This window comes from Streptococcus sp. 27098_8_23 (assembly GCF_041432195.1).
Taxonomy (GTDB): domain Bacteria; phylum Bacillota; class Bacilli; order Lactobacillales; family Streptococcaceae; genus Streptococcus.
In genome coordinates, this window is the sequence record NZ_JAPVZF010000006.1 from 16,235 (window position 1) to 40,140 (window position 23,906).

Consider the following 23,906-nt stretch of genomic DNA (forward strand, 5'->3'; position numbering starts at 1 on the left):
ATTTATTTTCCTTCTCCAACTAATGAAAGTGAGCCCATATGAATTTAAAAGATCTACAATATTTTTATGACCTCTGCCAGCTTCAATCCTATACGGAAGTGGCAAAACAACACAAAGTCAGCCAACCATCTATTTCTTATGCCATCAAGCGCTTAGAGGAATCCTTTAACTGCAAATTGATTCACCATGATCCTTCACATCGCTCCTTTAAACTAACTAATCAAGGACAAATCCTTCTGAAGCATACAGAACTGATTTTACCTGAGGTCATTTCTACTCGCAAAGAAATTAATCGCTCTTTGGCGCATTGCTCTACTGTAGGATTCCCTCCTATTATCATTCAGTATCTTTTCTCTGTCTTAAATAAAGAAACTGAATTTGATTTTTTAAAAAAGGTACGTCCTATTCGTGGTGGATCCGTAGAATTATTAAATCTTCTCCTTAAGGGAGAACTAGATGCGAGCTTACTTGGATTGATTGAACCACTCAATCATCCTTCAATAGAGACACATGAACTCTTTCATAAAGAACTGTATGTCGTTTTATCTAAGAACCATCCTCTTGCTACTGCTCTTTCCCTCACTTTTGAAGATTTAGTAGATCAATCCTTTATACTTTTAGACGAACACTTTGTTCACCTGAAAGCTTTTGAACTACTTAATCAAAAGCATCAAAACAAGGCAGAAATATTCTTTAAGAGTGACGACATTATCATTATTAAAGAACTTTTAAAGAAAGGGATTGGCGTAAGTTTACTGGCTGATATCGCACTTTCTGATGAAGATGATGATTTAATAAAAATCCCTCTAATACCGGAGGACCAGATAACATTTACAGTTTATTACGCTTATCTCAAATCAGCTACACTGTCATCAGAAGTAGAAGCCTTATTTAAGCTCATTAAATCATATGAATAGAAAAAAACTCTAACTATCAACTACCTGATAGCTAGAGTTTTTTTACATTATAGGTATTAGACTAAAGCACGAAGAAATAGGATATTATCAACGAATCTTTTCATTTACCTGATACCCTTCAACGAGATCCCCAATTATAAATCTACAAAGTGTCGATAAAAAAGAACACCCCGAAAGGTGCTCTTTGTAAGTATCGTAATTCTTTCGAATTAACGTTTTGAGAATTGTGAAGCTTTACGAGCTTTCTTAAGACCTGGTTTCTTACGTTCAACTTTACGTGAGTCACGTGTAAGAAGTCCTGCGCGTTTCAATGAATCGCGGAAGTCTGGGTCTACTTGAAGAAGGGCACGAGCGATACCGTGACGGATAGCTCCTGCTTGACCAGCGTATCCACCACCTACAACGTTAACGAAAACGTCGTATGAACCTACAGTTGAAGTAACTGCGAATGGTTGGTTAATAACGAGACGAAGGTCAGCGTGTGGGATGTACTCTTCAACATCTTTTTTGTTAACAGTGATTTTACCAGTTCCTGGAACAAGGCGAACGCGTGCAACAGCGTTTTTACGACGTCCAGTACCTGCATATTGTGCTTGTGACATACTTTATTGTTCCTTTCCTTAGATAAGTCCTGAAATATCAAGAACTTCTGGTTGTTGTGCAGCGTGAGTGTGCTCAGCTCCAACGAATACTTTCAATTTCATACCTTGAGCACGGCCAAGAGTATTGTGTGGAAGCATACCTTTAACTGATTTTTCGATCAAACGTACTGCATTTTTAGAACGAAGTTCACCAGCAGAGATTTGTTTCAATCCACCTGGGTGGTTTGAGTGAGTGTAGTAGATCTTATCAGTTGCTTTTTTACCAGTCAATTTAACTTTTTCAGCATTGATAACGATTACGAAGTCACCTGTATCAGTGTGTGGTGTGAATGTTGGTTTGTTTTTTCCGCGAAGTACGCTAGCAACAACTGCTGAAAGGCGTCCAAGAGGTACATCAGTTGCGTCAACAACGTACCATTTGCGTTCTACTTGGCCTGGTTTAGCCATGAATGTAGTTTTGTTCATGATTTCTCCTATATGAATATCGTTTTTGTTTACAGGGCGGATGTTCCGGTCCGCGGGGTATTTGAAAGGTTCCGGGGCCTTACAAATGGGGTAAACAATACCGTCTACTATCATACCAAATTTCACTACTAAAAGTCAATAGATATGAAAAATATTTTTGCCGATTTCAGTGTTTAACATCTAGAAAAACCTCGCTTTTGCGAGGCTCTCCTATTTATAAGCTAAGGCACGTTTAAAGGTTTTCCAGATTCCCAAATCATCTGTTTGAAGGACTAGACTAGCATACATGCGGCCGATAAAGGCTGTCGCAGTGACTGCAAAGACAACCGTTATAGCAAGGGAAATCCAAGCTTCTAGACCACTCGCATACCCATTTATAGCTCTAAATGGCATAAAGAAGGTCGAGATAAAAGGAATATAGGAACCAATTTTCAGAACTAAATTGTCCCCAGCAGCACCTAGAGAGGTCACACCGACAAATCCTGCTATAATCAAGATCATCAATGGCGACAAGGCCTTTCCTGAATCCTCAGGGCGAGAAACCATAGAGCCTAGGAAGGCTGCTAAAACAACGTACATAAAGAGGCTAACCAAGACAAACAATAAGGTATTGAGCGAGAAGGCCTCTCCTAGATGATTTAAAATCCCAGATTGTGCCAAGATAGGGATATCTTTAAAGAGCAGAATGGCAGCCAGCCCACCCACGACGTAAATGCCAATATGAGTCAAAATCACAAGAAGTAGAGCCAGCATGCGAGCGTAGAAATAATGACTTGCTCGGATACTAGAGAAGACCACCTCCATGATTTTGGTTCCTTTCTCGCTAGCTACTTCCTGAGCAGTGACACTAGCATAGGTAATCAAAATCATATAAAGGAAGAAACCAAGCCCTGCGGCCGCAATGGTTTGAACAATTTTTTTGTTTTCCTTAGATTCATCAATTTTCTCAGTAAAATCAACGGTTTGACTCAGACGTTTTTCCTGTTCTTGAGACAAATTAGCTGACGAACGATTGAGTTGGTATTGCAGTTCGTTTAGCTTATTGGTTACTGCTAGTTTGATGCCTGTTTCAAGAGAAGTTTCACCATGATAGACGGCCTTGAGGACGCTGTCCTCTTGGTCAATGGTTAGGTAACCCTTGATTTTCTCATCCTTGATAGCAGCCTGGGCACTGGCTTCATCCTTATAATCAAAGTTGATACCATTGGTACCCTTGAGCCCTTCTTCCACAGATGGCACAGTTGTTACTACTGCTATCTTGCTATTCTTGGCCATAGAAGACCCTTGGAGAAAGCCGATTCCTACAGATAAGGCTAAAAAGAGGAACGGCGAAATCACCATAAAGAAGAAACTCCACGACTTGACATGTCGAAGATAGGTTTCCTTCATTACAACCCACATATTTCTCATACTTCCACCCCTGATTCTAGTTTAAAGATTTCATCGATTGTTGGAGCTTGTTGGTCAAAGGTCGCGATGTATTGACCTTGAGTGAGGATTGGGAAGAGTTCTCTTCCAGCGCTCTCATCATCTAGGATCAATTTCCAACTGCCTTGCTTGGTCAAGCTCACCTGTTTGACATGAGGAAGATTTTCCAATTCTTCCTTACTTCGTTCACTTGAAACAAAGAGACGCGTTTTCCCATATTGATTACGGACATCCTGAACTGGTCCATGCAAGACCACACGCCCGTCACGAATCATCAGGATATCATCGCAAAGTTCCTCAACGTTGGTCATGACATGGTCAGAAAAGATAATGATTGCACCGCGCTCTTTCTCTTTCAAGATGACTTGTTTGAGTAACTCGGTATTAACTGGATCCAAACCACTAAAAGGCTCATCCAGGATGATCAAGTCTGGCTCATGGATCAGGGTGATGATCAACTGAATTTTCTGTTGATTCCCTTTTGACAGACTCTTGATTTTGTCGGTCAATTTGCCCTTCACTTCCAATTTTTCCATCCATTGAGGGAGTTTTTCCTTGACTTCTTTAGCATCCATGCCTTTTAGAGTCGCCAAGTAACGAACTTGCTCAAGGACTGTCAACTTGGGCATGAGGCTGCGTTCCTCAGGCAGATAACCAATCCGTGCATAGATTTCCTGACGAATCTCCTGCCCATCCAGACTGATCTCTCCTTGATACTCTAAAAATTTCAACATACTGTGGAAAATCGTTGTTTTCCCAGCACCATTCTTCCCGACCAAGCCCAGAATCCTTCCTGGACTTGCCTGAAAATCGACACCAAACAAGACTTGCTTGGGACCGAAACTTTTCTCTAGATTTCTTACTTCTAACATTTTCCACCTCCGAGATATGTTGCACTTATTATACTCCTTTTTGATAGCCTTTACAACGATTTATGTCCATTTTATCGGATTATAAGTAGCAAAAGTATCCTTTCTCTAATAAATTTTAAGTATTTCAGCGATAGCTTTAGTATAACTCATTAAAGACCTTCTGAGATGGCTTCCTCCTCAACTATCGCTTTTCTCTTCTGAACTGTCCTTTTGAAACTAAAAATCCACCCCTAAGGATGGATTGATGAGTTAACGTACTTCTGCATTCACTTTTTCTTCCAGTGATGCTTGGATTTTTTCCATATAGCGTGCGACTTCTTCGTCCGTTAAGCTGTCTTCTGGATTTTGGAAGGTCAAGCTATAGGCCATTGACTTCATGCCAACTCCCAGTTTTTCGCCTGAGAAGACGTCAAAGAGTTTGATATCTGTCAATCGTTTCACGCCGGCAGCTCGGATAGCGTCTACAACTTCTTGGTGAGTGACTTCTGCCTTGAGAAGTAGGGCCACATCACGGCTGACTGCTGGGAATTTGGTGATTTCCACAAATGGAGCAGCTGGTTGAAGGGCAGCTTCAATGGCTGAAAGGTTGAGCTCCGCTACATAAGTTTCTGGGATATCGTAAGCCTTGGCAGTAACTGGATGCACTTGGCCAAGGAAACCAAGAACTTGGTCACCGAGTGAAATCACGGCTGTACGTCCTGGATGGAGACTTGCAATCTCAGCTGTTGCTGTATAAGTCACTTCAAGTCCCAAACGATCAAAGAGCGTTTCTAGGATTCCCTTAGCATAGAAGAAATCAACTGGAACTGCTGCCGTTTGGAAATCTTTTTCAGCAACTAAGCCTGTCAAAGCAAGGGCAAAGCTGTTGATTTCATTTGGAAGTTCTTCTTTTGGATTGCCTGTTTGTTCAAAGACTTTTCCGATTTCGTAAAGTGCCAAGTTTTTGTTCTTACGAGCCACATTGTAGGCAATGGTATCAAGGATACCAGAAACCATATTTTGACGGAGAACTGAACGGTCTACAGTCATTGGCCACATAAGTTCTGTAAGGTTACTTGGTTGAGTCGTAAACTCAACTGCTTTTTCAGGCGTTGTTAGAGCGTAGGTGATGATTTCTGTCAAACCAGCTCCTTCAGCGATGGTACGAACTTGGCGACGCAATTTTTGTGTCGCAGTCAATTCACCAGCTGTACCGTCATCTTTGGGAAGACTGGTTGGCAAACGATCATAACCATAGATACGAGCGATTTCTTCAAAGAGGTCCGCTTCGATGGTGATATCCCAACGACGACGTGGGACGCTGACAATGAAGGCTTCCTCATTTCCAGAAAGTCCAAAGCCAAGACGACGGAAGACATCTTCCACATCAGCATAGGAAAGTTCTGTACCAAGGACGCGGTTAACGTCAGCCAGAGTCGAAGAAACTTCCACATCTGAAGTATCAAGCTCTCCTGCTGAAACGATGCCCTTACGCACTGTCGCACCTGCAAGATCAGCAATCATGCTAGCCGCCGCATCAAGGGCTTCGTTAACAGTTGCCACATTGATGCCTTTTTCAAAGCGAGAAGACGACTCAGAACGAAGGTTGAGGCGTCCGCTAGTCTTGCGAATCGATTTGCCATTGAAAACAGCCGCTTCAAGGACAACACGACTAGATTTCTCAGAGATTTCTGTTGCTTGACCGCCCATGACACCTGCAAGGGCTACTGGTTTGTCAGCGACAGTGATGATTAAGTCATTTGTTTCCAAGTCACGTTCTTCACCATCCAAGGTCACCAATTTTTCACCAGCACGCGCTTCACGCACACGAATCTCGCTTCCTTCAAAGGTATCCAAGTCAAAGGCATGCATCGGTTGACCAAAGTAAAGCAGGATGTAGTTGGTTACGTCAACTACGTTATTGATCGGACGAATCCCTTCGTTCATAAGAAGGTTTTGCAACCATTGTGGACTTGGTGCGATGGTCACATTGTCCAAGATACGGGCTGCATAGTAAGGCGCCTTGTCGGTATCGATACTTACAGAAAGTGCATCTGCTGCAGCTTCATTTGTTTCTGTTAAACTGAATTCTTTAAAGCTAACTGCCTTGTCATAGATGGCTGCCACTTCATGAGCCACCCCACGCATAGATAGAGCGTCTGCACGGTTTGGTGTGATAGAAAGTTCGATGATTTCATCATCCAAGTCTAGATATGAGAAGACTTCCTCACCTGGTACTGCATCTTGAGGCAAGATTTGAATACCATCTGCGAATTCCTTCGGTACAACCGAGTCAGAAATACCTAATTCACCAAGCGAACAGATCATTCCAAGTGACTCTAAACCACGGATTTTCCCTTTTTTAATCTTGTAATTGTCCGCGATACGAGCTCCTGGAAGAGCTACCATGACCTTGATACCAGTACGCACATTTGGGGCACCACAAACGATCTGACGGGCTTCTTCTTCGCCAACGTTAACCTGACAAACATGCAAGTGTGTTTCTGGCACATCTTCGCAAGACAAAACCTCACCGACGACAATTTTTGAGAGACCGGCAGCCGGTGATTCCACACCTTCGACCTCAATCCCTGTGGTTGACATTTTTTCAGCCAACTCTTGTGATGGCACATCAATGTCCACCAATTCTTTTAACCATTTATAACTAACTAACATATATAAGATACCAAGGGCTATGCTGAAATCTAGATGACATTCCTATATTTCCTTTGACCCTCGTTTAGATCCTTTCATTTTGTGTTTTCCAACTTTTGTTTGGTTTAGTAAAAGCTCTTATCCCTTACCATCTCTAAATAATAAAAGTTTTTAGCCACAACTCTATGAACATACCCTTTCTATAAAGTTGCATTTTTATATATAAAATGTAACTCCTATGCCAAGAAATATTTCATTTAATGCTCATAGAATTGATAATTATTTTTTCACAACCACCATCAATTAATTTTTTTAAATTTTGATAACCAGGATGATAAACAGCATAAAAATTTAGTTCTATTTTAAAATCTGAGTTTTCCAAAACTTCTTCTAATAACTCTTCTATAAAAAAAATAAAATCTTTTCGCTTACTCTTTGCCAAAGCACCACAAACATAAATATTTAACTTTTCTTCTTTTGAATCTTGAGACAATATTTCTAATTGTTTAATTAATTTTTTATATGATTGTTTTCGGAGATTCTTTTCATTGTCATCTTTTATGGAGAGAATTACATTATCCATATCAGATTCAACAACATTAGGAAAAAGATCAGTTACATATGAACCATACAGATTTCTCCAAAATGTTTCTGATTTCATAGTTAGAAATCTTAAATGACGATCATTTATATTAGAATGATGAAACGAAGAAAAATTACTATCAGGTGAATGTTCTCTTTTAGCTGAGGGATTTACCATAAGAATAATATTTGAAGGATTTATAAAAGCCTTTTGATTATTTCTTATAGCTTCCTCAAAGGAAATATCATCAGAAGTTGCTATATCATTATTTTTAGATTCTTTATAAATAGCGAATGAAGAAATATCACCAAACTCCTCTAAAAGTTTATTATAGTTTTGTTCCGAAATCATAAAATATCCTCATGTTTGATTCATTATTTAAACTGTTCTGAGAAGCGGACATCCCCTTGGTAGAAGCCACGGATATCGTTGATTCCGTAACGGAGCATAGCTACACGCTCTTGTCCAAGACCAAAGGCAAAACCAGAGTATACTGTCGCATCGATACCACTCATCTCAAGGACACGTGGGTGAACCATACCTGCCCCCATAATCTCAATCCAACCTGTTTTCTTACATACGTTACAGCCTTCTCCACCACACTTGAAGCAAGAAACATCCACTTCAACAGATGGCTCTGTGAATGGGAAATAAGATGGACGCAGACGAATTTGGCGCTCTTCACCAAACATTTTTTGCACAATCAACTGAAGGGTTCCTTGAAGATCTGCCATAGAGATGTTTTTCCCAACAACCAAGCCTTCGATTTGGTGGAATTGGTGACTGTGGGTCGCATCGTCCGTGTCACGACGGAACACACGCCCTGGTGAGATCATTTTCAAAGGACCTTTTGAAAAATCATGAGCATCCATCGCACGCGCCTGAACTGGAGACGTGTGAGTACGAAGCAAGATTTCTTCTGTGATGTAGAAAGTATCCTGCATATCGCGAGCTGGGTGATCTTTTGGAAGGTTCATACGCTCGAAGTTGTAGTAGTCTTGCTCCACTTCAAAACCATCCACGACTTGGTAACCCATCCCAATGAAAATATCTTCGATTTCTTCACTGGTTTGTGTCAAAACGTGACGGTGACCAGTCGCAACTGGGCGACCTGGAAGTGTCACATCGATGCTCTCACTTGCTAGTTGAGCTTCTACTTTCTTTTCTTCCAAGAGCTTAGCTGTTTCTTCAAAAGCAGCTGTCAAGACATCACGCGCTTCATTGACGTGTTTCCCGATGATTGGACGCATATCAGCAGAGACATCTTTCATCCCTTTGAGGATTTCAGTAAGCGACCCTTTTTTACCAAGGACAGAGACACGCAAGTCCTGCATCTCTTTTTCATTTTCAGCAGTAATCTGCTTCAAGCTAGCCAGCGTTTCTTCGCGAAGCGCTTTTAATTGTTCTTCAATAGTTGACATAATTCCTCCATCAGTCCCTCGTAGATAAAAAGAAAACCACATGCCAAAAACTCCACTCGGAGCGTTGACACGCGGTACCATCCGTTTTCATCTGACAAGTCAGACCTTCATTTCTAAATCCATGCGCAAGTGAATTCACCCAGCTTTCATATAGAGAGCTTGCAGTCACGGCTCTCCTCCCTGATATACTTTCCTTGAGTTACTAGTCTTGCGGATTCCTATTCAATTACTACTTAGTTTATCAGATTTTTACCATTCTTGCAAGACCTATCTCACTTCTGCTTGCCTTTAAATCGCCATTGGAAGCGAAGCTTGTCATAGAAAGGAAATTCGATAAATAAGACTCCCAAGCCCACACAGAAACTGGCAAGAACATCTGATGGGTAGTGAACTCCCAGATAGACCCGAGATAGCAGCACACTGACTAGGTAGAAGCCAAGGACGATTTGCGCAATTTTTCTCCAAACCGGATCTTTAATTCGTTGACTGAGAATGACAATCAAGGTCCCTACCATCAGCGTCACTGCCAGAGAATGGCCACTTGGAAAAGAAAATCCCTTCTCCTCTACCAAGTGTAAAATAGCTGGCCGTGGGCGCTGGTAGATATTTTTAAAGGTCACGATTAAAAGACCGGCTAAGGCTAGATTACCCGCCATGAAGTAGCTTTCTATCTTCCACTGCTTACGATAAAAGATAAAGGCTGCGATGGCAACCCAGGTGATAATCACTGGGATATCAATCAAATGCGTAAGCGCACGGAATAGAACTGTCAAATAATCTGGCAAGTCCCCACGAATAGCAGTCTGAATCGGTTGATCAAAACCGACCAGCGTTTCAGGATAGAACTTAACCATATAGCCAAGAAGGACGAAAAGTAAAAGGGCAAAACTGCCCTTCATTAAAAATGTTTGCTTATCTTTCATAATGTTTTAAGGTTGGTTTCAAGAGGACGTATAACAACCAGAATGAAACGGCAAAGATTACACCCTCAATCAAGTTAAAAGGTAATACCATAGTCATTAGGTAGTTGGAAAGTCCCAAAATTTTTCCAATATCAAAGTTGGCAAACTTCGCGTACAAAGGAACAGCATAGACATAGTTGAGCACCAACATAGCCGCAGTCAATCCGACAGTTCCCGCTAGAGATGCTAGTAGGAAACGAAGGGTGCTACGTTCCTTTTTCCAAATCAAACCAAAAGCGATAACAAAAACTCCCAAGGCTACGATATTCATTGGCAAGCCAATGTAAGTATTCACTCCCTGGCTATTGAGAAGCAACTTCAAGAGTGATCGCAACAAGAGAATCCCGAGAGCAGCAGGCAAGTCCATGACCACCAAGCCCACAAGGACTGGCAAGATACTAAACTCGATCTTGAGGAAGGTCGCCGCTGGCAAGAGCGGAAAGTCAAAGTACATCAGCACAAATGAAATGGCTGATAAAATCGCAATGGTCGAAATTCGACGTGTGTTTGTCATAACAGGTTCCTCCAATTTTCTATAAAATCAGAAGAAGTTGGAAAGGATCCCTCTATCTATTCTCACTTTTTATATCCCAAAAGTTCCCTCTCACTCTTTTGAGCAAGCGGTTGCAATTCATCTATAAACTCATCAGAACAGACAAAGCCATTCTTTCGTCTTCTCCCATCCAGACTATACTGTCGGTTGTGGAATCGCACCACATCAGCTTGCGCTCGCGGACTTCTTTAACTAAGATATTTTGGATTAATCTAGGCGTCGCAGTCGAAGATAATACTTGAGTATATCGAGACAAGACAACGAAGAGTAAGCCAAAATAGCTAGTTAAAGTCACCGCCGGTCGGGAATTACACCCAGCCCTGAAGACCCCTTTATCATAACAAAAAACGCTTGCAAGTGCAAGCATTTTGATTATTTCAATTTATCTGCTTCATAGGTGTGAACAAGCTCAAGACCTGCAAAATTTTGCTGACGGAGTGCTTCGTAGACGATCATGCAGACGGTATTGGAAACATTGAGACTGCGGACATGTTCATCGTTCATAGGAATACGGAGGGCTTTCTCAGGATGTTCTCGCATAAAGTCCTCAGGCAAGCCCTTGTCTTCACGTCCAAAGAGAAAATAATGGTCTTCACTACTTGCCAAATTCGCCTCAGAATAAACCTTTTCCGCAAATTTCGAAATCAGATAGAGTTTACCCTTCATCTGAGACATGAAATCTTCCAAACTGTCATAAAAATAAATCTCAAGCTTATCCCAGTAGTCCAAACCAGCCCGCTTCATCTTCCGATCATCAATCGGAAATCCCATCGGTTTGATGATGTGGAGGGGAGAATTGGTCGCAGCGCAAGTACGCGCAATGTTACCTGTATTTTGTGGAATCTGAGGTTCAAATAATACAATGTGATTTGTCATGACTGGCTTCCTTTTATCATTGCAAAAAAATAGCCACACTGCCCGGAGTCAAGCTCAGCAAACAGCGTGGTTAAGGCATCGTTAACTTACCTCACAACAGGTTTGAAGTAAATCAGCGAAACTACTTCCTTAGTATAACACTTTCAGAATCATTGTCAATAGAAACGACTTGATTTTTTTACTTTTTTTAATGATATTTTCATGTTTGGTCATCCCCTTTCTGAAAAGGTATAGTAAAAGAGCCAAATCACTTCAAATCGGAAACATCGTCATAGAAGTTAAACAAATGTATCTTCAAAACTTGAAAAGGTCTTTCTTCCCTTAAAAATCGCCTTAGTAAGTGCATTTTTTGCTAAAAAAGGGTATGATAGTTACATCATGAAAAAGTAGGTTTTTTATATGAAAATTGTCCTTGTTGGTGGAGGGAAAGTTGGTTTCGCCCTCTGTCGTTCACTGGTTGCAGAAAACCATGACGTTGTCCTCATCGAACAAGATGAGGCTGTCCTCAATCACATTGTCAGTCGCTATGATATCATAGGTCTCCTTGGAAATGGTGCTGACTTTGCCATCTTGGAGCAAGCCAGTGTTCAAGAGTGCGATATCTTTATTGCTCTAACCGAACACGATGAAGTGAATATGATTTCAGCGGTACTTGCTAAAAAAATGGGGGCTAAAGAAACCATCGTTCGGGTACGAAATCCTGAATACTCTAATGCCTATTTTAAAGAGAAAAATATTCTTGGATTTTCACTTATTGTTAATCCAGAACTCCTAGCAGCGCGTGCTATCTCAAATATCATTGATTTCCCTAACGCCCTCTCTGTCGAACGATTTGCTGGAGGTCGGGTCAGTCTCATGGAGTTTGTTGTCAAGGATTCTAGCGGTCTTTGTCAAATGCCAATCTCAGACTTCCGTAAAAAATTTGGGAATATTATTGTCTGTGCTATGGAGAGAGATCATCAACTGATGATCCCAAGTGGTGATGTTATTATCCAAGACAAGGATAGGATTTTTGTTACGGGAAATCGTGTAGATATGATGCTTTTCCATAACTATTTTAAATCTCGCGCAGTTAAAAGCTTACTTATCGTTGGAGCTGGAAAGATTGCTTATTATCTACTCGGCATTTTAAAAGACAGTCGCATTGATACCAAGGTCATCGAGATCAATCCTGAAAGAGCTCGTTTTTTCAGCGAAAAGTTCCCCAATCTCTATATTGTCCAAGGAGATGGAACTGCAAAAGACATTTTGCTGGAAGAAAGTGCTCCCCACTATGATGCAGTCGCAACCTTGACTGGAGTTGATGAGGAAAATATCATCACTTCTATGTTTCTTGACCGTGTTGGTGTCCGTAAGAATATCACCAAGGTCAACCGAACAAGCCTTCTAGAGATTATCCACGCACCTGATTTTTCAAGTATCATCACACCAAAAAGCATCGCAGTGGATACCATTATGCACTTTATCCGCGGTCGAGTAAACGCTCAGTACTCAGACCTTCAAGCCATGCACCATCTAGCAAACGGTCAAATTGAAACTCTCCAATTCCAAATCAAGGAAGCTAATAAAATGACTGCCAAACCTCTATCACAGTTGAAATTGAAAAAAGGGGTTCTCATCGCAGCCATTATCCGAAAAGGAAAAACAATCTTCCCTACTGGAGAGGATATGCTTGAGGTGGGAGACAAGTTGCTCGTGACGACCTTATTGCCGAACATCACCAAAATTTATGATTTGATTGAGAGGTAAAAAATGAATAAAAGTATGATTCGTTACCTCCTCTCAAAACTTCTCTTGATTGAAGCTGTTCTTCTCCTAGTCCCTGTTAGTGTAGCAATCTATTACCAAGAATCCAGTCAAGTATTTATCGCTCTCTTTTCTACGATTGGAATTTTAGTCCTTCTTGGTGGTCTAGGTGTTTTACGGAAACCGAAAAATCAACGGATTTATGCCAAGGAAGGAGTCTTAATTGTTGCCCTCTGTTGGATTCTATGGTCTTTCTTTGGTGGCCTCCCCTTTGTCTTTTCAGGACAAATCCCCAGCATCATCGATGCCTTCTTTGAAATAAGTTCTGGATTTACGACGACTGGTGCTACTATCCTAACAGATGTTTCCGTCCTCACTCGTTCCCTCCTCTTCTGGCGAAGTTTCACCCACTTGATCGGAGGGATGGGGGTACTCGTCTTTGCGCTTGCCATTATGGACAATGCCAAGAATAGCCACTTGGAGGTGATGAAGGCTGAGGTCCCTGGACCCGTCTTTGGCAAGGTCGTATCCAAGCTAAAAAACACTGCCCAGATTCTCTATCTGCTTTATCTAGCTCTCTTCTCCCTTTTTGTGGTTATCTACTACTTAGCAGGCATGCCTCTCTATGATAGTTTTGTCATCGCTATGGGAACAGCAGGAACTGGGGGCTTTACCGTCTATAACGACGGAATTGCCCACTATGGTAGCTCACTCATCACCTATCTAGTTAGTATCGGAGTGTTGGTTTTTGGGGTTAACTTCAATCTCTACTACTACCTCATGCTCCGTCGGGTTAAGGCTTTCTTTGGAGATGAAGAACTACGAGCATATATCATCATTGTTCTAGTTTCTACTGGCTTGATTACGCTTAATACGCTCCACCTCTATCAAGGTGTCTCTAAAAGTGTTGAAATGGCCTTCTTCCAGGTTTCCAATATCATCACGACAACAGGTTTTGGTTACGGAGATATTACCAACTGGCCCCTCTTCTCCCAATTTATTCTCCTCTTCCTCATGGGAATCGGTGGATCAGCAGGCTCAACTGCAGGTGGTCTTAAGGTGATCAGAGGACTTATCCTCTCTAAAATCGCAAAAAATCAGATTTTGTCCATCTTATCCCCTCACCGTGTCTTGACTCTCCACGTCAATAAAACTGTGATTGATAAGGATACCCAACACAAGATTCTTAAATATTTTGCTATCTATATGATGATCATTCTCTCTCTCATCTTTATCGTCAGTCTTGATAGCAATGATTTTCTAGTCGTGACCAGTGCGGTCTTCAGCTGTTTTAACAATATCGGACCTATTCTAGGTACAACCTCGAGTTTTTCCATCTTTAGCCCCATCTCTAAAATCCTCCTCTCCTTTGCAATGATTGCGGGTCGCTTAGAGATATACCCAATTTTGCTACTCTTTATGAAACGTACCTGGTCTAAACGTTAATTACAATACAATCCCCCTTTTACAAGCAAGTAAAAGGGGATTTTTTCTATTAAAAATGAGAAGACCTTTTGGTCCTCTCCGAATCTAATTATTTTTTAAGAGCTTCCTTGTAACGAGCAAGTTCTGCTTGATTGGCCCAAACATAGTGACCTGGACGAATTTCTACCATAGATGGCTTGTCAGTCTCATAGTCATGTTGATCAGGATCGTAAACTTTCAAGACTTTCTTGCGTTCCAAGATTGGATCTGGAATCGGTACCGCAGATAGAAGCGCCTGAGTATATGGGTGGACAGGATTGTTAAACAACTCCTCTGTCTCCGCCACTTCGACGATAACTCCCTTATAGATAACTGCGATACGATCTGAGATAAAGCGAACAACTGACAAGTCATGCGCGATAAAGAGATAAGTCAAGCCCAACTCTTTTTGGAACTTCTTGAGCAAGTTCAAGACTTGCGCACGCACTGATACGTCCAAGGCTGAAATTGGCTCATCCGCAATAACGAAATCAGGTTCCATCACAAGGGCACGGGCAATCCCGATACGCTGGCGTTGCCCACCAGAAAACTCGTGTGGATAACGGGTCAAGTGTTCTTTCAAAAGTCCAACTTCATGAATCATCTTTTGAACTTTTTCTTTTCGATCTTCTTCATCTTTAAACAAGTGATAGTTGTAAAGACCTTCAGAGATGATATAGTCAACCGTCGCACGTTCATTCAAGCTGGCTGCAGGGTCCTGGAAAATCATCTGGATACGACGAATCAAGTCTGATGATTCTTTATGAGATTTTTTCCCATTAATCTTATGACCATCAAAGATGATCTCACCTTTACTGGTGTTATTTAAACCGATGATGGCACGACCAATGGTTGTTTTCCCACTACCAGACTCACCTACAAGAGAGAAGGTTTCTCCCTTGTTGATAAAGAAGTTGGCGTTTTTAACCGCAACAAACTTCTTACTTCCTTCACCGAAGGAAATTTCTAAATCTTTAATTTCTACTAATTTTTCAGACATTTCCTTCCTCCTAGTCTTCTAGATGAGCAAAGCCCATTTTATCACGAATCTTGTCATGCAAATCTGCAATGACCCCAGGTTTTTCAACTTTAGGAGCATTCTCATGAAGCAACCAAGTCTTAGCCCAGTGGGTATCCGTGACTGAAAACTGAGGTGCTTTCTGTTCAAAGTCAATTTGCATAGCATAATCTGAACGAAGGGCAAAGGCATCACCTTTCAACTCAGTATAAAGAGACGGTGGTGTTCCTGGGATAGAGTACAATTCCCCTTTATCATCAGCAAGCTGTGGCAAGCTAGACAAGAGACTCCAAGTATATGGATGACGTGGATCATAGAAGACTTCCTCAACAGTACCGTATTCTACAATTTCACCAGCATACATAACCGCTACCTTATCGGCAATACTTGCTACCACACCAAGGTCATGGGTGATAAAGATAATGGTAAAGTGGTACTCATTTTGCAAGGTTTTAAGCAAATCAATGATTTGCGCTTGAATGGTAACGTCAAGGGCCGTTGTTGGCTCGTCACAGATCAAGATATCTGGACGACAGGCAAGGGCAATTGCAATAACGATACGTTGGCGCATCCCTCCAGAATATTGGAAAGGATACTCTTCAAAACGTTTTTCAGCATCTGGGATTCCGACCTTGTTCATATAGTCGATTGCCATCTCTTTGGCTTCCTTAGCTGTTTTCCCTTGGTGTTTAATGATCACTTCAGTGATTTGGCTACCGATTGTATTGATTGGGTCCAAACTTGTCATAGGGTCTTGGAAGATGGTCGCAATTTTAGCTCCACGAATCTTCTCCCATTCCTTGTTAGAAGTAAGAGCAGTCAAGTCTTGTCCACGATAGTCGATGCTTCCTTGGGCAATACGTCCATTGTCTTCTAACATCCCTGTAAAGGTTTTTGTTAAAACAGATTTACCAGAACCAGACTCACCTACCAAGGCAAGAACTTCTCCTTCAATCAAGTCTAGAGAAACTCCTCGGATAGCCGTCAGAACTTTGTCACGAACGTCAAATTCCACGACAATATCACGAGCAGTCAAAATTACATCTTTTCCTTTTATCATGCCTACTCCTATCTATGTGTACGTGGATCACTAGCATCCGCTAGGTTTTGACCAACAACGAAAAGAGATAGGGATACCAAGATCAAGGTTGTCAATGGAATCCAGAACAAGTAAGCGTTGGTCGTAACGTTTTGTGAGTAATCTGAGATCAAACGTCCCAAACTTGGCACTGTTACAGGCAATCCCAATCCAAAGAAGGAAAGGAAGGCTTCATAAGAGATGAAGCTTGGCAACATCAAGGTCATTGTAGAAACAATAACAGATACCAATTGCGGCATGATGTTTTTAACAATGATTTTAAAGGTTGGTGTTCCAAGTGTTTGAGAAGCAAGGTTGTATTCCAAGTCACGGTAACGCATGATTTGGATACGAATCATATAAGCAATCCCAATCCAAGTTGTCACACTCATGGCAAAAATCAGATTCCAGAAACCAGCACCGATTGAGTAAGTCAAGACAATGACAATCAAGAGAGATGGAATGTTTGAAATAATGTTATAAACTTCCATCATGACGCGGTCAACGGATTTTGAAATCCCCCAAATTCCACCAACAATAACCCCGATCACAAGGTTGATAAAAGTGGCAATTACAGAGATAAGAATTGAATTACGCGCACCAAACCAAACCCCATCAAACAAGGATTTACCATTGCTATCTGTACCAAACCAATGTTCAGCATTGGGTTTGATAAAACGAGCAGAGAAGTCATTAACCTTACTTACATCGTTGAAGTCAAAATCTGAGAACATTGGGTAAATAAAGCTCATCAAGATAATGGCAACCAAAATTCCTAACATAAAGACGGTTGATTTTTTCTTTAGAAATTGTCTAAATACAGAACCCCAGTATGAATAGGCAGGAGCATCAATTGTTTCAGAGGCAAAATCGTCACGTTTTACGAACTGAAATTTTTCTTTATCGATTGTTGACATTATTTGCCTCCTTTCTCTGTCAATTTAATACGTGGGTCAAGCATGGTCATCCAGATATCTCCTACAAAGAGTGAGAAGATAGAAATACATGTAAAGATAAAGACGAGACCAACTACCATTGAGTTGTTTGATGCCTTAACAGAGTCAATCAACATTTTACCCATACCTGGGAAAGCAAAGACCGTTTCTGTCAATGTTGCACCACCAATAACTCCGATTACGGCACCAGGAATACCTGAAACCAAAGGAACCATGGCATTTTTGAAGATGTGTTTATTTGAAATTTCTTTTTCAGACAAACCTTTGGCACGAGCAAAACGAACAAAGTCCTGGGATTGCAAGTCGATCATGTAACGACGAATCCAGATAGCTGTACTTGGCGCACCCAACAAACCTAGAATAACTGCTGGCAAGACATAAGAACGCCAATCTCCTGCACCCAAGATAGGGAATGAGTCAGGCAGACCAATTGATGAGCCAATCAAGCGGACGATATAAACCAAGGCAATCGTTGGAAGGGCAAGCAAGAAGGTAAGGGCACCTGTCGAGAAGCTATCAATCCAAGTATTCTTGTGGCGAGCCATGGCAGATCCAAGTGGAATCGCAATCGCATACGAAATAATCAAACCGATCAAACCAGCAACCGCTGAGCTTGCAATCATTGATGGGTATTGGTAATTGCTTTCTGTAGCTGTATATGGATCGTCTTTACCATAGTTGGCTACCTCACGCGCGTCTGCTTGACTTGGAGATTTGTAGGTACGAGAGTAAATATCTACAGATGAAGTCTTTTTACCCATAGGGAATTGAACTTCTGATGTCTTAGTTTGTCCCTGACCTTGTGTGATAACTTGAAGCACTGGCGTGTTTGCATAAGTTGGGTAAGAATCTCCCAAGTTAATGTTCACAAAGTTTTGGTGTACAAATGGGAATTGATTGTTGAAATACAAAAGGTATTTGTGTTTTGTACCTGAACCAACCAATGACCAACCGATAGCAGGGTCATTTTCAAAACGAAGATAACGTTGCAAGTTTGGATTTTCAGGGTCTTGAATCTTGTTTGGATGATCAATGTCAATCAAGTTCGAATAGAATTTGAAAACACGTTCGAAAATCGGAATTTCACGCGTAGCATAGAATTGACCACTTTCTGAGAACACACCGAGTGTCCAACCATTTCCTAGTTGGTTGATGTATTTTTCATAGATTGCCTTATTGGTATCATTGGCATCCACTGTTACAGATGGGTCCATTGTGCTCGCTCTTTCTTGCAACTCTTTGGTATCGTAGTACTCGATATAGCCCATCCGTTCATAAACGGTATTTTCATAATTATCCCGCTTGTCCGGCGTCGTTGCAATCTTGTTATAGTTGGTATCCTGCTTGAAAATCAGTTTTCGAGGAACCATCGTATAGATAATTGTGTAGGTCAATGTTGTCACCAAGAAAATAGACAACAATGAACGCAATACACGCATAAAAATATATTTCTTCATATCGTTTCCTTTTAAAATCCCAAAAGAACCTTCTCCTCATGGAGAGAAAGTTCTCTTGAGAGTTATTTATTTAACGTGATTAGCCAATTCTTTTTGAACTTTTTCGTTTGATTCTTTTTTCTCTTTGAGCCATTTTTCACGAGCTTGTTCATAATCAGCTTTTGTTACAACCTTATCTTGTAACTGAATATACTTGAAGTATACGTCTGAGCCCTTATCTCCAGATTGACTGTAAGATGCTGTGAATGGTACAACACGAGAAATGATTGGGGCAGCACCGCTACTAGACATAGCAGGAATAAAGAGAGAACTATCTGTCAACCAAGCTTGAGCAGCCGCGTATTTTTCATAACGAACATTCAAGTCGTTGGTTTCCTTAGCAGCTTCATCAACTAACTTATCGTATTCTTTCAAACCAACTTGAGCTGCTGCAGCGTTATCTGCACCTTCATAACCCATGTATGTTTTTGTTTGTTCAGCATTCGTTGTTTTCAAGATATCAAGGTAAGTTGATGGATCTTCATAGTCTGGGTTCCATCCAACAGCACCTGAGAGATCCCAATCTTCTGCCGCAGCGCTTGCTGCATAGTATGTAATATTCTGTAGTTCATCTGTAGTGATTTGTTGGATATCGATGACTACGTTTTCTTCTCCAAGTACTGTCTCAACGGATTGTTTGAAGGATTGAATACGTGCGATATAGTTTTTAGATGTTTGGTCTACTGGGATATCCAAGTGGATAGGGAATTTCACACCTTCTGCTTCCAATGCTGTTTTAGCTTTCGCAAATTCTGCTTTGGCTTTATCGGCGTTGAAAAGTCCATCTTGACCATCCGCAAAGTTTACGTTCTTCCACTCATCACCGTAAGCAGCCATCTTTTCAGTTACCAAGTCACCGAAAGTTTTTTCGCCTGCAGAGACAAAGTCTGGTTTCACAAAGAGGTTACGAACTGCAAGAGGAGCACCTTCCTTACCATTAATTTGTGCTGAGTAAGAAGTACGGTCAAAGGCAAAGTTCAAAGCCTGACGGAAGTCCTTGTTAAGAAGGGCTTTCTTAGTAGAAGTCTTCTCTTCATCAGTTGTCTTAGAAGTGTATTTGTAACCTTGACGGTCAATATTTACACCCAAACCACCAATACCTGGACCTGATGGAGTGTAGTAGATATTGTCTTTGTATGTTTCTTCTACCTTAGAGTAGTTTGAACTTGTTGGGAAGAGACGGGCATAGCTATAAGCCCCACTTGTAAAGTTACGTTCAATTGATTCTTGATCAGAACCATCATAGTAAGCAAGTGTTACTTTATCAAGATGAACATTGTCTTTGTCCCAATAGTTTTCATTCTTCACAAATTCGATAGATGACTTAGCAGTCAAACCTCTCAGCAAGAATGGTCCATTGTAAAGCAATGATGTAGGGTCAGTTGCTTTACCAAAGTCAGCCCCTTTTGATTTTTCAAATTCTTCGTTCAATGGCCAGAAGATTGCGTAGGCCAACTTAGAGTTCCAGTATGGCTCTGGTTTATTCAAAGTGTATTCAAGGGTATAATCATCAACTGCCTTCACACCGACTGAAGAAAAATCTTTATTGTTTCCAGCTATATAGTCAGCTAGACCTTTAACTGAATCTTCTGCTAGATACTTAGCTGCTGATTTTTTATCTGCTGCGTGTTTCAAACCATTTACAAAGTCTTTGGCAGTTACTTCAGCGTACTCTTCTCCATCAGATGTCATCCATTTGACACCTTTACGAATCTTGTAGGTATAAGTCAAACCATCTTTTGAAACGGACCAGTCTTCTGCAACTGCAGGAGTCAAATTTCCATATTTATCATTCGTGAAGAGACCATCGATACCATTTGAAGTGGCAACCTTAGTACTTTGTTTCCCTGAAATGAGGTAATCCAATGTTTCTGGATCAGCTGTATAAACATAGCCATAATTTTTTGGCGCTGTTGAATCAGATGATTTTGAAGAACCGCAAGCAGCTAGTACTCCTGCTGCTAATAAAGCAACACCTGCTGCAACAAATACTCTACTTTTTTTCATGTTTTTAACTCCTCTTGAAAAATTTAGGCTTATTGGAAATTATAACATATATTTTTTAAAAAGTAAACGAATTTTCAGAATATTTAGGCGCATTTCCTCAAAAAACTTCTATTTGTCAAAATTTCTGCATTCTTTGTTTGTATCTGCAAGAAATTCTTTCTAGTCCGACCCTCTTTAGAATGGGATTTTTACAAGCTTTTTCTCACTTCCTCAATCATCATCTGTTTTCTTAAATTGGATTTTAGAATAAGAAACTATTGACGGGAAATGATTTTCAAGGTATAATAATAAACGTTGAGGCGGTATAGCCAAGTGGTAAGGCACGGCTCTGCAAAAGCTTGATCGTCGGTTCAAATCCGTCTACCGCCTTTCAATACCTGAATGAACAGGAATTAACCAAATGAAAAGCCCGTAAAATTGGGCTTTTTTATTATTCCAAATAGATGGGGATAACTATATCTACTATATAGATTTACAAAAAGCAGTGACTCAAGTCACTGCTTTATTCTGTTTCTTCTTCAGGTTCTAGTTCTGTGATTTGAACTTTTACCTTGGTAACACGTCCATTTTTCACCTTATCGTTGGTCAGGACGATTTGCTTGTTTTGACTGACCAGTTGGTAACTAATTTTCTCAGTTGTTGGAATCGTACCAACACCCGTCAAATAATAACCGGCGATGGTATCCACATCATCGCTTTCTAGTTCGACACCAAAGTAGTTATTGAAGTCGTTAAGATTCATGGTTCCTTGTGCAATATAGGTGTCCTCACCGATTTGATGGACTTCGATTTCTGCTCGGTCTGTCTCGTCGTCGATTTCTCCGACAATCTCCTCCAGCAGGTCTTCCAGTGTGACCAGTCCAGCCATACCACCATATTCATCGAGCAAAATGGCCATTTGTCTTTGGGTATTTCGCAATTCTTTTAGCAAGTCATCCACAAAAATAGTTTCAGGAACAAAGAGTGGATCTTGTAAGATCTTCTTCCAGACAATATTTTCAAAGCCATCTGCATAAGCAGCGTTTAGCAAACGCTTGGTATGAATCAAACCAATCACATTGTCCTTATCCCCATCATAAACAGGGATACGTGAGAAATTTTGTTTTAAAATACTTTGGATAATGGTTTGACTATCATCCTGAATATCCACCATAAAGGCATCCGTCCGAGGAACCATGACTTCTCTCGCCATCAGCTCATCTAGAGAGAAAATCCCTTGTAACATCTCGATTTCGTCTGCATCCAAAGTTTCCTCACTTTTGGTCAACATGTACTCAATTTCATCTCGAGTCATTTTTTCATCCGCATCATCAAAGGTCATTGGCGTTAAACGACTCAAGAGATTGGTTGAAGCAGATAACAACCAGACAAAGGGACTGACAATCTTCCCAAGCCCAATGATAATCGGAACAGAGCGAATGGCTAAGGCATCTTTTAGATTAAGGGCAATCCGTTTAGGATAGAGTTCGCCAAAAACAATAGAGATGTAGGTCAAGAATGCCAAAGAGAGGAAACTTGCAATGGCATAAGTTGTTTCTCCATTCCCCATCCAAGAGGCAATTACTTGTCCAAGTGTATCTGCCAATTTTGCCCCTGACAAGATCGTGATCAAGGTGATACCGACTTGAATGGTTGATAAAAAGTGGTTAGGATTTTCAAGTACCTTTAACAAACGAATGTAACGTTTGTCTCCCTCTTCTGCCTTTTGCTCCACTCGGGAACGGTTTAGTGACACCATCGCCATTTCAGTGGCTGAGAAAAAAGCATTTAACAAGGTCAAGATAAATAACAATACAAACTGTAGCAACAAATTCTGACTGCTCGGGTCTTCCATAGTCCTTCTCCTAAAATAGTATCTTGTGTTTCATTATATCATAAAATCCATCAGGATTCACATTATTTTTCATTTAAACAACAGCTCCCCTGCCTATAGAAGACAAAGGAGCTATTTTTATTGTATCTATTGTTTCTAATCCGTTACTGTTACTTGCCCTGTTCGGTAATCAAGCTGGATTCCCTTTTGAACATTGGGGATTAGGACATTGAATTCCAATTCGCCATCTGAAGACTTGGCTTCGATTTGTGAAACGGATGGAACTAGGTCCTCATTTGTCGCATAGTGGAGCGTCACCCGATAACGGACCCTCTTGTTTTGGTCCAAGGCTTTTCTGACCAAACTCTCATAGTAGTTCTGACCTGTCGAATCCTCAGCCTGTGCTTGGTTTGCCCAAGCTGTCTGGACTGCAATGTTCTTGGGATTGCTGGTAGAGGCATCAAAACCATCCAAACCACCTATCAAGGCATAGCCCAGCAGGTGTCCTCTATCGACTGCATGTGTATAGGCTCCCTTTAGATTCTTGACCTGATGCCATCCTGGTGGCGTCCATGAGGTTGAGCCATTTCCAGTCTCTTCGCGATTTTTATACTGCCGAGTCGCTTTGGATAAGATGGCATTGGCAACAGTTGGGACTGTTTCTTTTCCAACTATTTTTGTTTTATTATCCGCATAGGGTTTGCTAGAAACTTTGGCATCTAGATTGGTTTTATTGCCATTTACGACAAAGGCACCTGCCCCATTCCACTCTAGATCACCTTTTATTTGGTTCTTGATTGACTCAGTTAAGACACTTTCTGCCAACTCCTGACTGGGAGCTTCTGAAGCTTGTTTTTTCTGACTAACCTTGGTTCTAGGGGTGTTTGGCGCTGACTGCATCTGCTTGATGTAGTAGCTTCCAGCAGCCAAGAGTAAGAATAGAAGTAACCCTATCAGAGCTTGTCTTGTTTTTTTGTCCATTTTTCTCCTTATTTCTTTAGAAAAAGACTGGTCT

General features: G+C 41.0%; 20 protein-coding genes, 1 tRNA gene and 1 riboswitch. Of the genes, 4 read left to right on the top strand and 17 right to left on the bottom strand.

All coding sequences use genetic code 11. From position 1 onward, the window contains the following. Nucleotides 1–38: 38 nt before the first annotated feature. On the top strand, nt 39–917 hold the full coding sequence (locus O3652_RS07895; protein WP_371590263.1) for a LysR family transcriptional regulator: 879 nt from the start codon (nt 39–41) through the stop codon (nt 915–917). Nucleotides 918–1,126: 209 nt separating this feature from the next. On the opposite strand, the gene rpsI is transcribed toward O3652_RS07895, so the two are convergent. From rpsI to O3652_RS07945, 10 genes are all read right to left on the bottom strand, one after another. Then, on the bottom strand, nt 1,127–1,519 hold the full coding sequence (gene rpsI, locus O3652_RS07900; RefSeq protein ID WP_000075969.1) for a 30S ribosomal protein S9: 393 nt from the start codon (nt 1,517–1,519) through the stop codon (nt 1,127–1,129). Between the two features lie 18 nt (nt 1,520–1,537). Beyond that, nucleotides 1,538–1,984 carry a 50S ribosomal protein L13 gene (gene rplM / locus O3652_RS07905; RefSeq protein WP_001044624.1) on the bottom strand — a complete coding sequence of 149 codons (447 nt, stop codon included), beginning with the start codon at nt 1,982–1,984 and terminating at the stop codon, nt 1,538–1,540. A 210-nt stretch (nt 1,985–2,194) separates the two neighbouring features. Continuing rightward, complete coding sequence (locus tag O3652_RS07910; RefSeq protein ID WP_001245394.1) at nt 2,195–3,394, bottom strand: ABC transporter permease; 1,200 nt, start codon at nt 3,392–3,394, stop codon at nt 2,195–2,197. After that, nucleotides 3,391–4,284, bottom strand: a complete 894-nt coding sequence (locus O3652_RS07915; protein WP_371590264.1) for an ABC transporter ATP-binding protein — start codon at nt 4,282–4,284, stop codon at nt 3,391–3,393. Before O3652_RS07915 ends, O3652_RS07910 begins: the two co-directional genes overlap by 4 nt. A gap of 249 nt (nt 4,285–4,533) precedes the next feature. Next, nucleotides 4,534–6,939: a phenylalanine--tRNA ligase subunit beta gene (gene pheT / locus O3652_RS07920; protein WP_371590265.1), complete on the bottom strand. Its 2,406-nt coding sequence runs from the start codon at nt 6,937–6,939 to the stop codon at nt 4,534–4,536. A gap of 232 nt (nt 6,940–7,171) precedes the next feature. Beyond that, complete coding sequence (locus O3652_RS07925; RefSeq protein ID WP_000622616.1) at nt 7,172–7,852, bottom strand: hypothetical protein; 681 nt, start codon at nt 7,850–7,852, stop codon at nt 7,172–7,174. Between the two features lie 23 nt (nt 7,853–7,875). Then, entirely contained in the window at nt 7,876–8,922 is a 1,047-nt protein-coding gene (gene pheS / locus O3652_RS07930) for a phenylalanine--tRNA ligase subunit alpha (protein ID WP_000103738.1), read from the bottom strand. Between the two features lie 272 nt (nt 8,923–9,194). Then, on the bottom strand, nt 9,195–9,845 hold the full coding sequence (locus O3652_RS07935; RefSeq protein WP_000653444.1) for a phosphatase PAP2 family protein: 651 nt from the start codon (nt 9,843–9,845) through the stop codon (nt 9,195–9,197). Further along, on the bottom strand, nt 9,835–10,398 hold the full coding sequence (locus tag O3652_RS07940; RefSeq protein WP_000185813.1) for an ECF transporter S component: 564 nt from the start codon (nt 10,396–10,398) through the stop codon (nt 9,835–9,837). The genes O3652_RS07935 and O3652_RS07940 overlap by 11 nt, the downstream gene beginning before the upstream one ends. 153 nt (nt 10,399–10,551) lie before the next feature. Continuing rightward, nucleotides 10,552–10,769: riboswitch (FMN riboswitch) on the bottom strand. 40 nt (nt 10,770–10,809) lie between these two features. Then, entirely contained in the window at nt 10,810–11,313 is a 504-nt protein-coding gene (locus O3652_RS07945) for a tRNA (cytidine(34)-2'-O)-methyltransferase (RefSeq protein WP_000181368.1), read from the bottom strand. Nucleotides 11,314–11,712: 399 nt separating this feature from the next. On the opposite strand from O3652_RS07945, the gene trkA reads away from it, so the two are divergent. Further along, nucleotides 11,713–13,062 (top strand): Trk system potassium transporter TrkA, encoded by a 1,350-nt coding sequence (trkA, locus tag O3652_RS07950; protein ID WP_125413408.1) that lies wholly within the window; start codon nt 11,713–11,715, stop codon nt 13,060–13,062. Between the two features lie 3 nt (nt 13,063–13,065). Further along, nucleotides 13,066–14,505, top strand: coding sequence for a TrkH family potassium uptake protein (locus O3652_RS07955; RefSeq protein WP_371590267.1), 1,440 nt, complete (start codon nt 13,066–13,068; stop codon nt 14,503–14,505). Nucleotides 14,506–14,593: 88 nt separating this feature from the next. Here the strand turns inward: O3652_RS07955 and O3652_RS07960 are convergent, their stop codons facing one another. The 5 genes from O3652_RS07960 to O3652_RS07980 form a co-directional block, all read right to left on the bottom strand. Then, the gene (locus O3652_RS07960; protein WP_001291306.1) at nt 14,594–15,523 is read right to left on the bottom strand and encodes an ATP-binding cassette domain-containing protein; all 930 of its coding nucleotides are present in this window, start codon (nt 15,521–15,523) and stop codon (nt 14,594–14,596) included. A gap of 10 nt (nt 15,524–15,533) precedes the next feature. Beyond that, nucleotides 15,534–16,601 carry an ABC transporter ATP-binding protein gene (locus O3652_RS07965; RefSeq protein WP_000589650.1) on the bottom strand — a complete coding sequence of 356 codons (1,068 nt, stop codon included), beginning with the start codon at nt 16,599–16,601 and terminating at the stop codon, nt 15,534–15,536. 8 nt (nt 16,602–16,609) lie between these two features. Next, nucleotides 16,610–17,536, bottom strand: a complete 927-nt coding sequence (gene oppC, locus O3652_RS07970; protein ID WP_000103692.1) for an oligopeptide ABC transporter permease OppC — start codon at nt 17,534–17,536, stop codon at nt 16,610–16,612. Next, the gene (locus O3652_RS07975; RefSeq protein ID WP_371590268.1) at nt 17,536–19,032 is read right to left on the bottom strand and encodes an ABC transporter permease; all 1,497 of its coding nucleotides are present in this window, start codon (nt 19,030–19,032) and stop codon (nt 17,536–17,538) included. The genes oppC and O3652_RS07975 overlap by 1 nt, the downstream gene beginning before the upstream one ends. Nucleotides 19,033–19,098: 66 nt before the next feature. Next, the gene (locus O3652_RS07980; RefSeq protein ID WP_371590269.1) at nt 19,099–21,078 is read right to left on the bottom strand and encodes a peptide ABC transporter substrate-binding protein; all 1,980 of its coding nucleotides are present in this window, start codon (nt 21,076–21,078) and stop codon (nt 19,099–19,101) included. A gap of 298 nt (nt 21,079–21,376) precedes the next feature. Between O3652_RS07980 and O3652_RS07985 the strand changes: the two genes are divergently transcribed. Then, a tRNA-Cys gene (locus O3652_RS07985) sits at nt 21,377–21,447 on the top strand. 133 nt (nt 21,448–21,580) lie between these two features. Here O3652_RS07985 and O3652_RS07990 read toward each other — a convergent pair. Further along, complete coding sequence (locus O3652_RS07990; protein ID WP_061421650.1) at nt 21,581–22,912, bottom strand: hemolysin family protein; 1,332 nt, start codon at nt 22,910–22,912, stop codon at nt 21,581–21,583. 135 nt (nt 22,913–23,047) lie between these two features. Continuing rightward, on the bottom strand, nt 23,048–23,872 hold the full coding sequence (locus O3652_RS07995; RefSeq protein WP_125413407.1) for a DNA/RNA non-specific endonuclease: 825 nt from the start codon (nt 23,870–23,872) through the stop codon (nt 23,048–23,050). Nucleotides 23,873–23,906: the final 34 nt, after the last annotated feature.

What these genes read in the sequence shown, in the direction of transcription:
- O3652_RS07895 (WP_371590263.1), top strand. Translation starts at nt 39, where the DNA reads ATGAATTTAAAAGATCTACAATATTTTTATGACCTCTGCCAGCTTCAA.
- rpsI (WP_000075969.1), bottom strand. Translation starts at nt 1,519, where the DNA reads ATGTCACAAGCACAATATGCAGGTACTGGACGTCGTAAAAACGCTGTT.
- rplM (WP_001044624.1), bottom strand. Translation starts at nt 1,984, where the DNA reads ATGAACAAAACTACATTCATGGCTAAACCAGGCCAAGTAGAACGCAAA.
- O3652_RS07910 (WP_001245394.1), bottom strand. Translation starts at nt 3,394, where the DNA reads ATGAGAAATATGTGGGTTGTAATGAAGGAAACCTATCTTCGACATGTC.
- O3652_RS07915 (WP_371590264.1), bottom strand. Translation starts at nt 4,284, where the DNA reads ATGTTAGAAGTAAGAAATCTAGAGAAAAGTTTCGGTCCCAAGCAAGTC.
- pheT (WP_371590265.1), bottom strand. Translation starts at nt 6,939, where the DNA reads ATGTTAGTTAGTTATAAATGGTTAAAAGAATTGGTGGACATTGATGTG.
- O3652_RS07925 (WP_000622616.1), bottom strand. Translation starts at nt 7,852, where the DNA reads ATGATTTCGGAACAAAACTATAATAAACTTTTAGAGGAGTTTGGTGAT.
- pheS (WP_000103738.1), bottom strand. Translation starts at nt 8,922, where the DNA reads ATGTCAACTATTGAAGAACAATTAAAAGCGCTTCGCGAAGAAACGCTG.
- O3652_RS07935 (WP_000653444.1), bottom strand. Translation starts at nt 9,845, where the DNA reads ATGAAAGATAAGCAAACATTTTTAATGAAGGGCAGTTTTGCCCTTTTA.
- O3652_RS07940 (WP_000185813.1), bottom strand. Translation starts at nt 10,398, where the DNA reads ATGACAAACACACGTCGAATTTCGACCATTGCGATTTTATCAGCCATT.
- O3652_RS07945 (WP_000181368.1), bottom strand. Translation starts at nt 11,313, where the DNA reads ATGACAAATCACATTGTATTATTTGAACCTCAGATTCCACAAAATACA.
- trkA (WP_125413408.1), top strand. Translation starts at nt 11,713, where the DNA reads ATGAAAATTGTCCTTGTTGGTGGAGGGAAAGTTGGTTTCGCCCTCTGT.
- O3652_RS07955 (WP_371590267.1), top strand. Translation starts at nt 13,066, where the DNA reads ATGAATAAAAGTATGATTCGTTACCTCCTCTCAAAACTTCTCTTGATT.
- O3652_RS07960 (WP_001291306.1), bottom strand. Translation starts at nt 15,523, where the DNA reads ATGTCTGAAAAATTAGTAGAAATTAAAGATTTAGAAATTTCCTTCGGT.
- O3652_RS07965 (WP_000589650.1), bottom strand. Translation starts at nt 16,601, where the DNA reads ATGATAAAAGGAAAAGATGTAATTTTGACTGCTCGTGATATTGTCGTG.
- oppC (WP_000103692.1), bottom strand. Translation starts at nt 17,536, where the DNA reads ATGTCAACAATCGATAAAGAAAAATTTCAGTTCGTAAAACGTGACGAT.
- O3652_RS07975 (WP_371590268.1), bottom strand. Translation starts at nt 19,032, where the DNA reads ATGAAGAAATATATTTTTATGCGTGTATTGCGTTCATTGTTGTCTATT.
- O3652_RS07980 (WP_371590269.1), bottom strand. Translation starts at nt 21,078, where the DNA reads ATGAAAAAAAGTAGAGTATTTGTTGCAGCAGGTGTTGCTTTATTAGCA.
- O3652_RS07990 (WP_061421650.1), bottom strand. Translation starts at nt 22,912, where the DNA reads ATGGAAGACCCGAGCAGTCAGAATTTGTTGCTACAGTTTGTATTGTTA.
- O3652_RS07995 (WP_125413407.1), bottom strand. Translation starts at nt 23,872, where the DNA reads ATGGACAAAAAAACAAGACAAGCTCTGATAGGGTTACTTCTATTCTTA.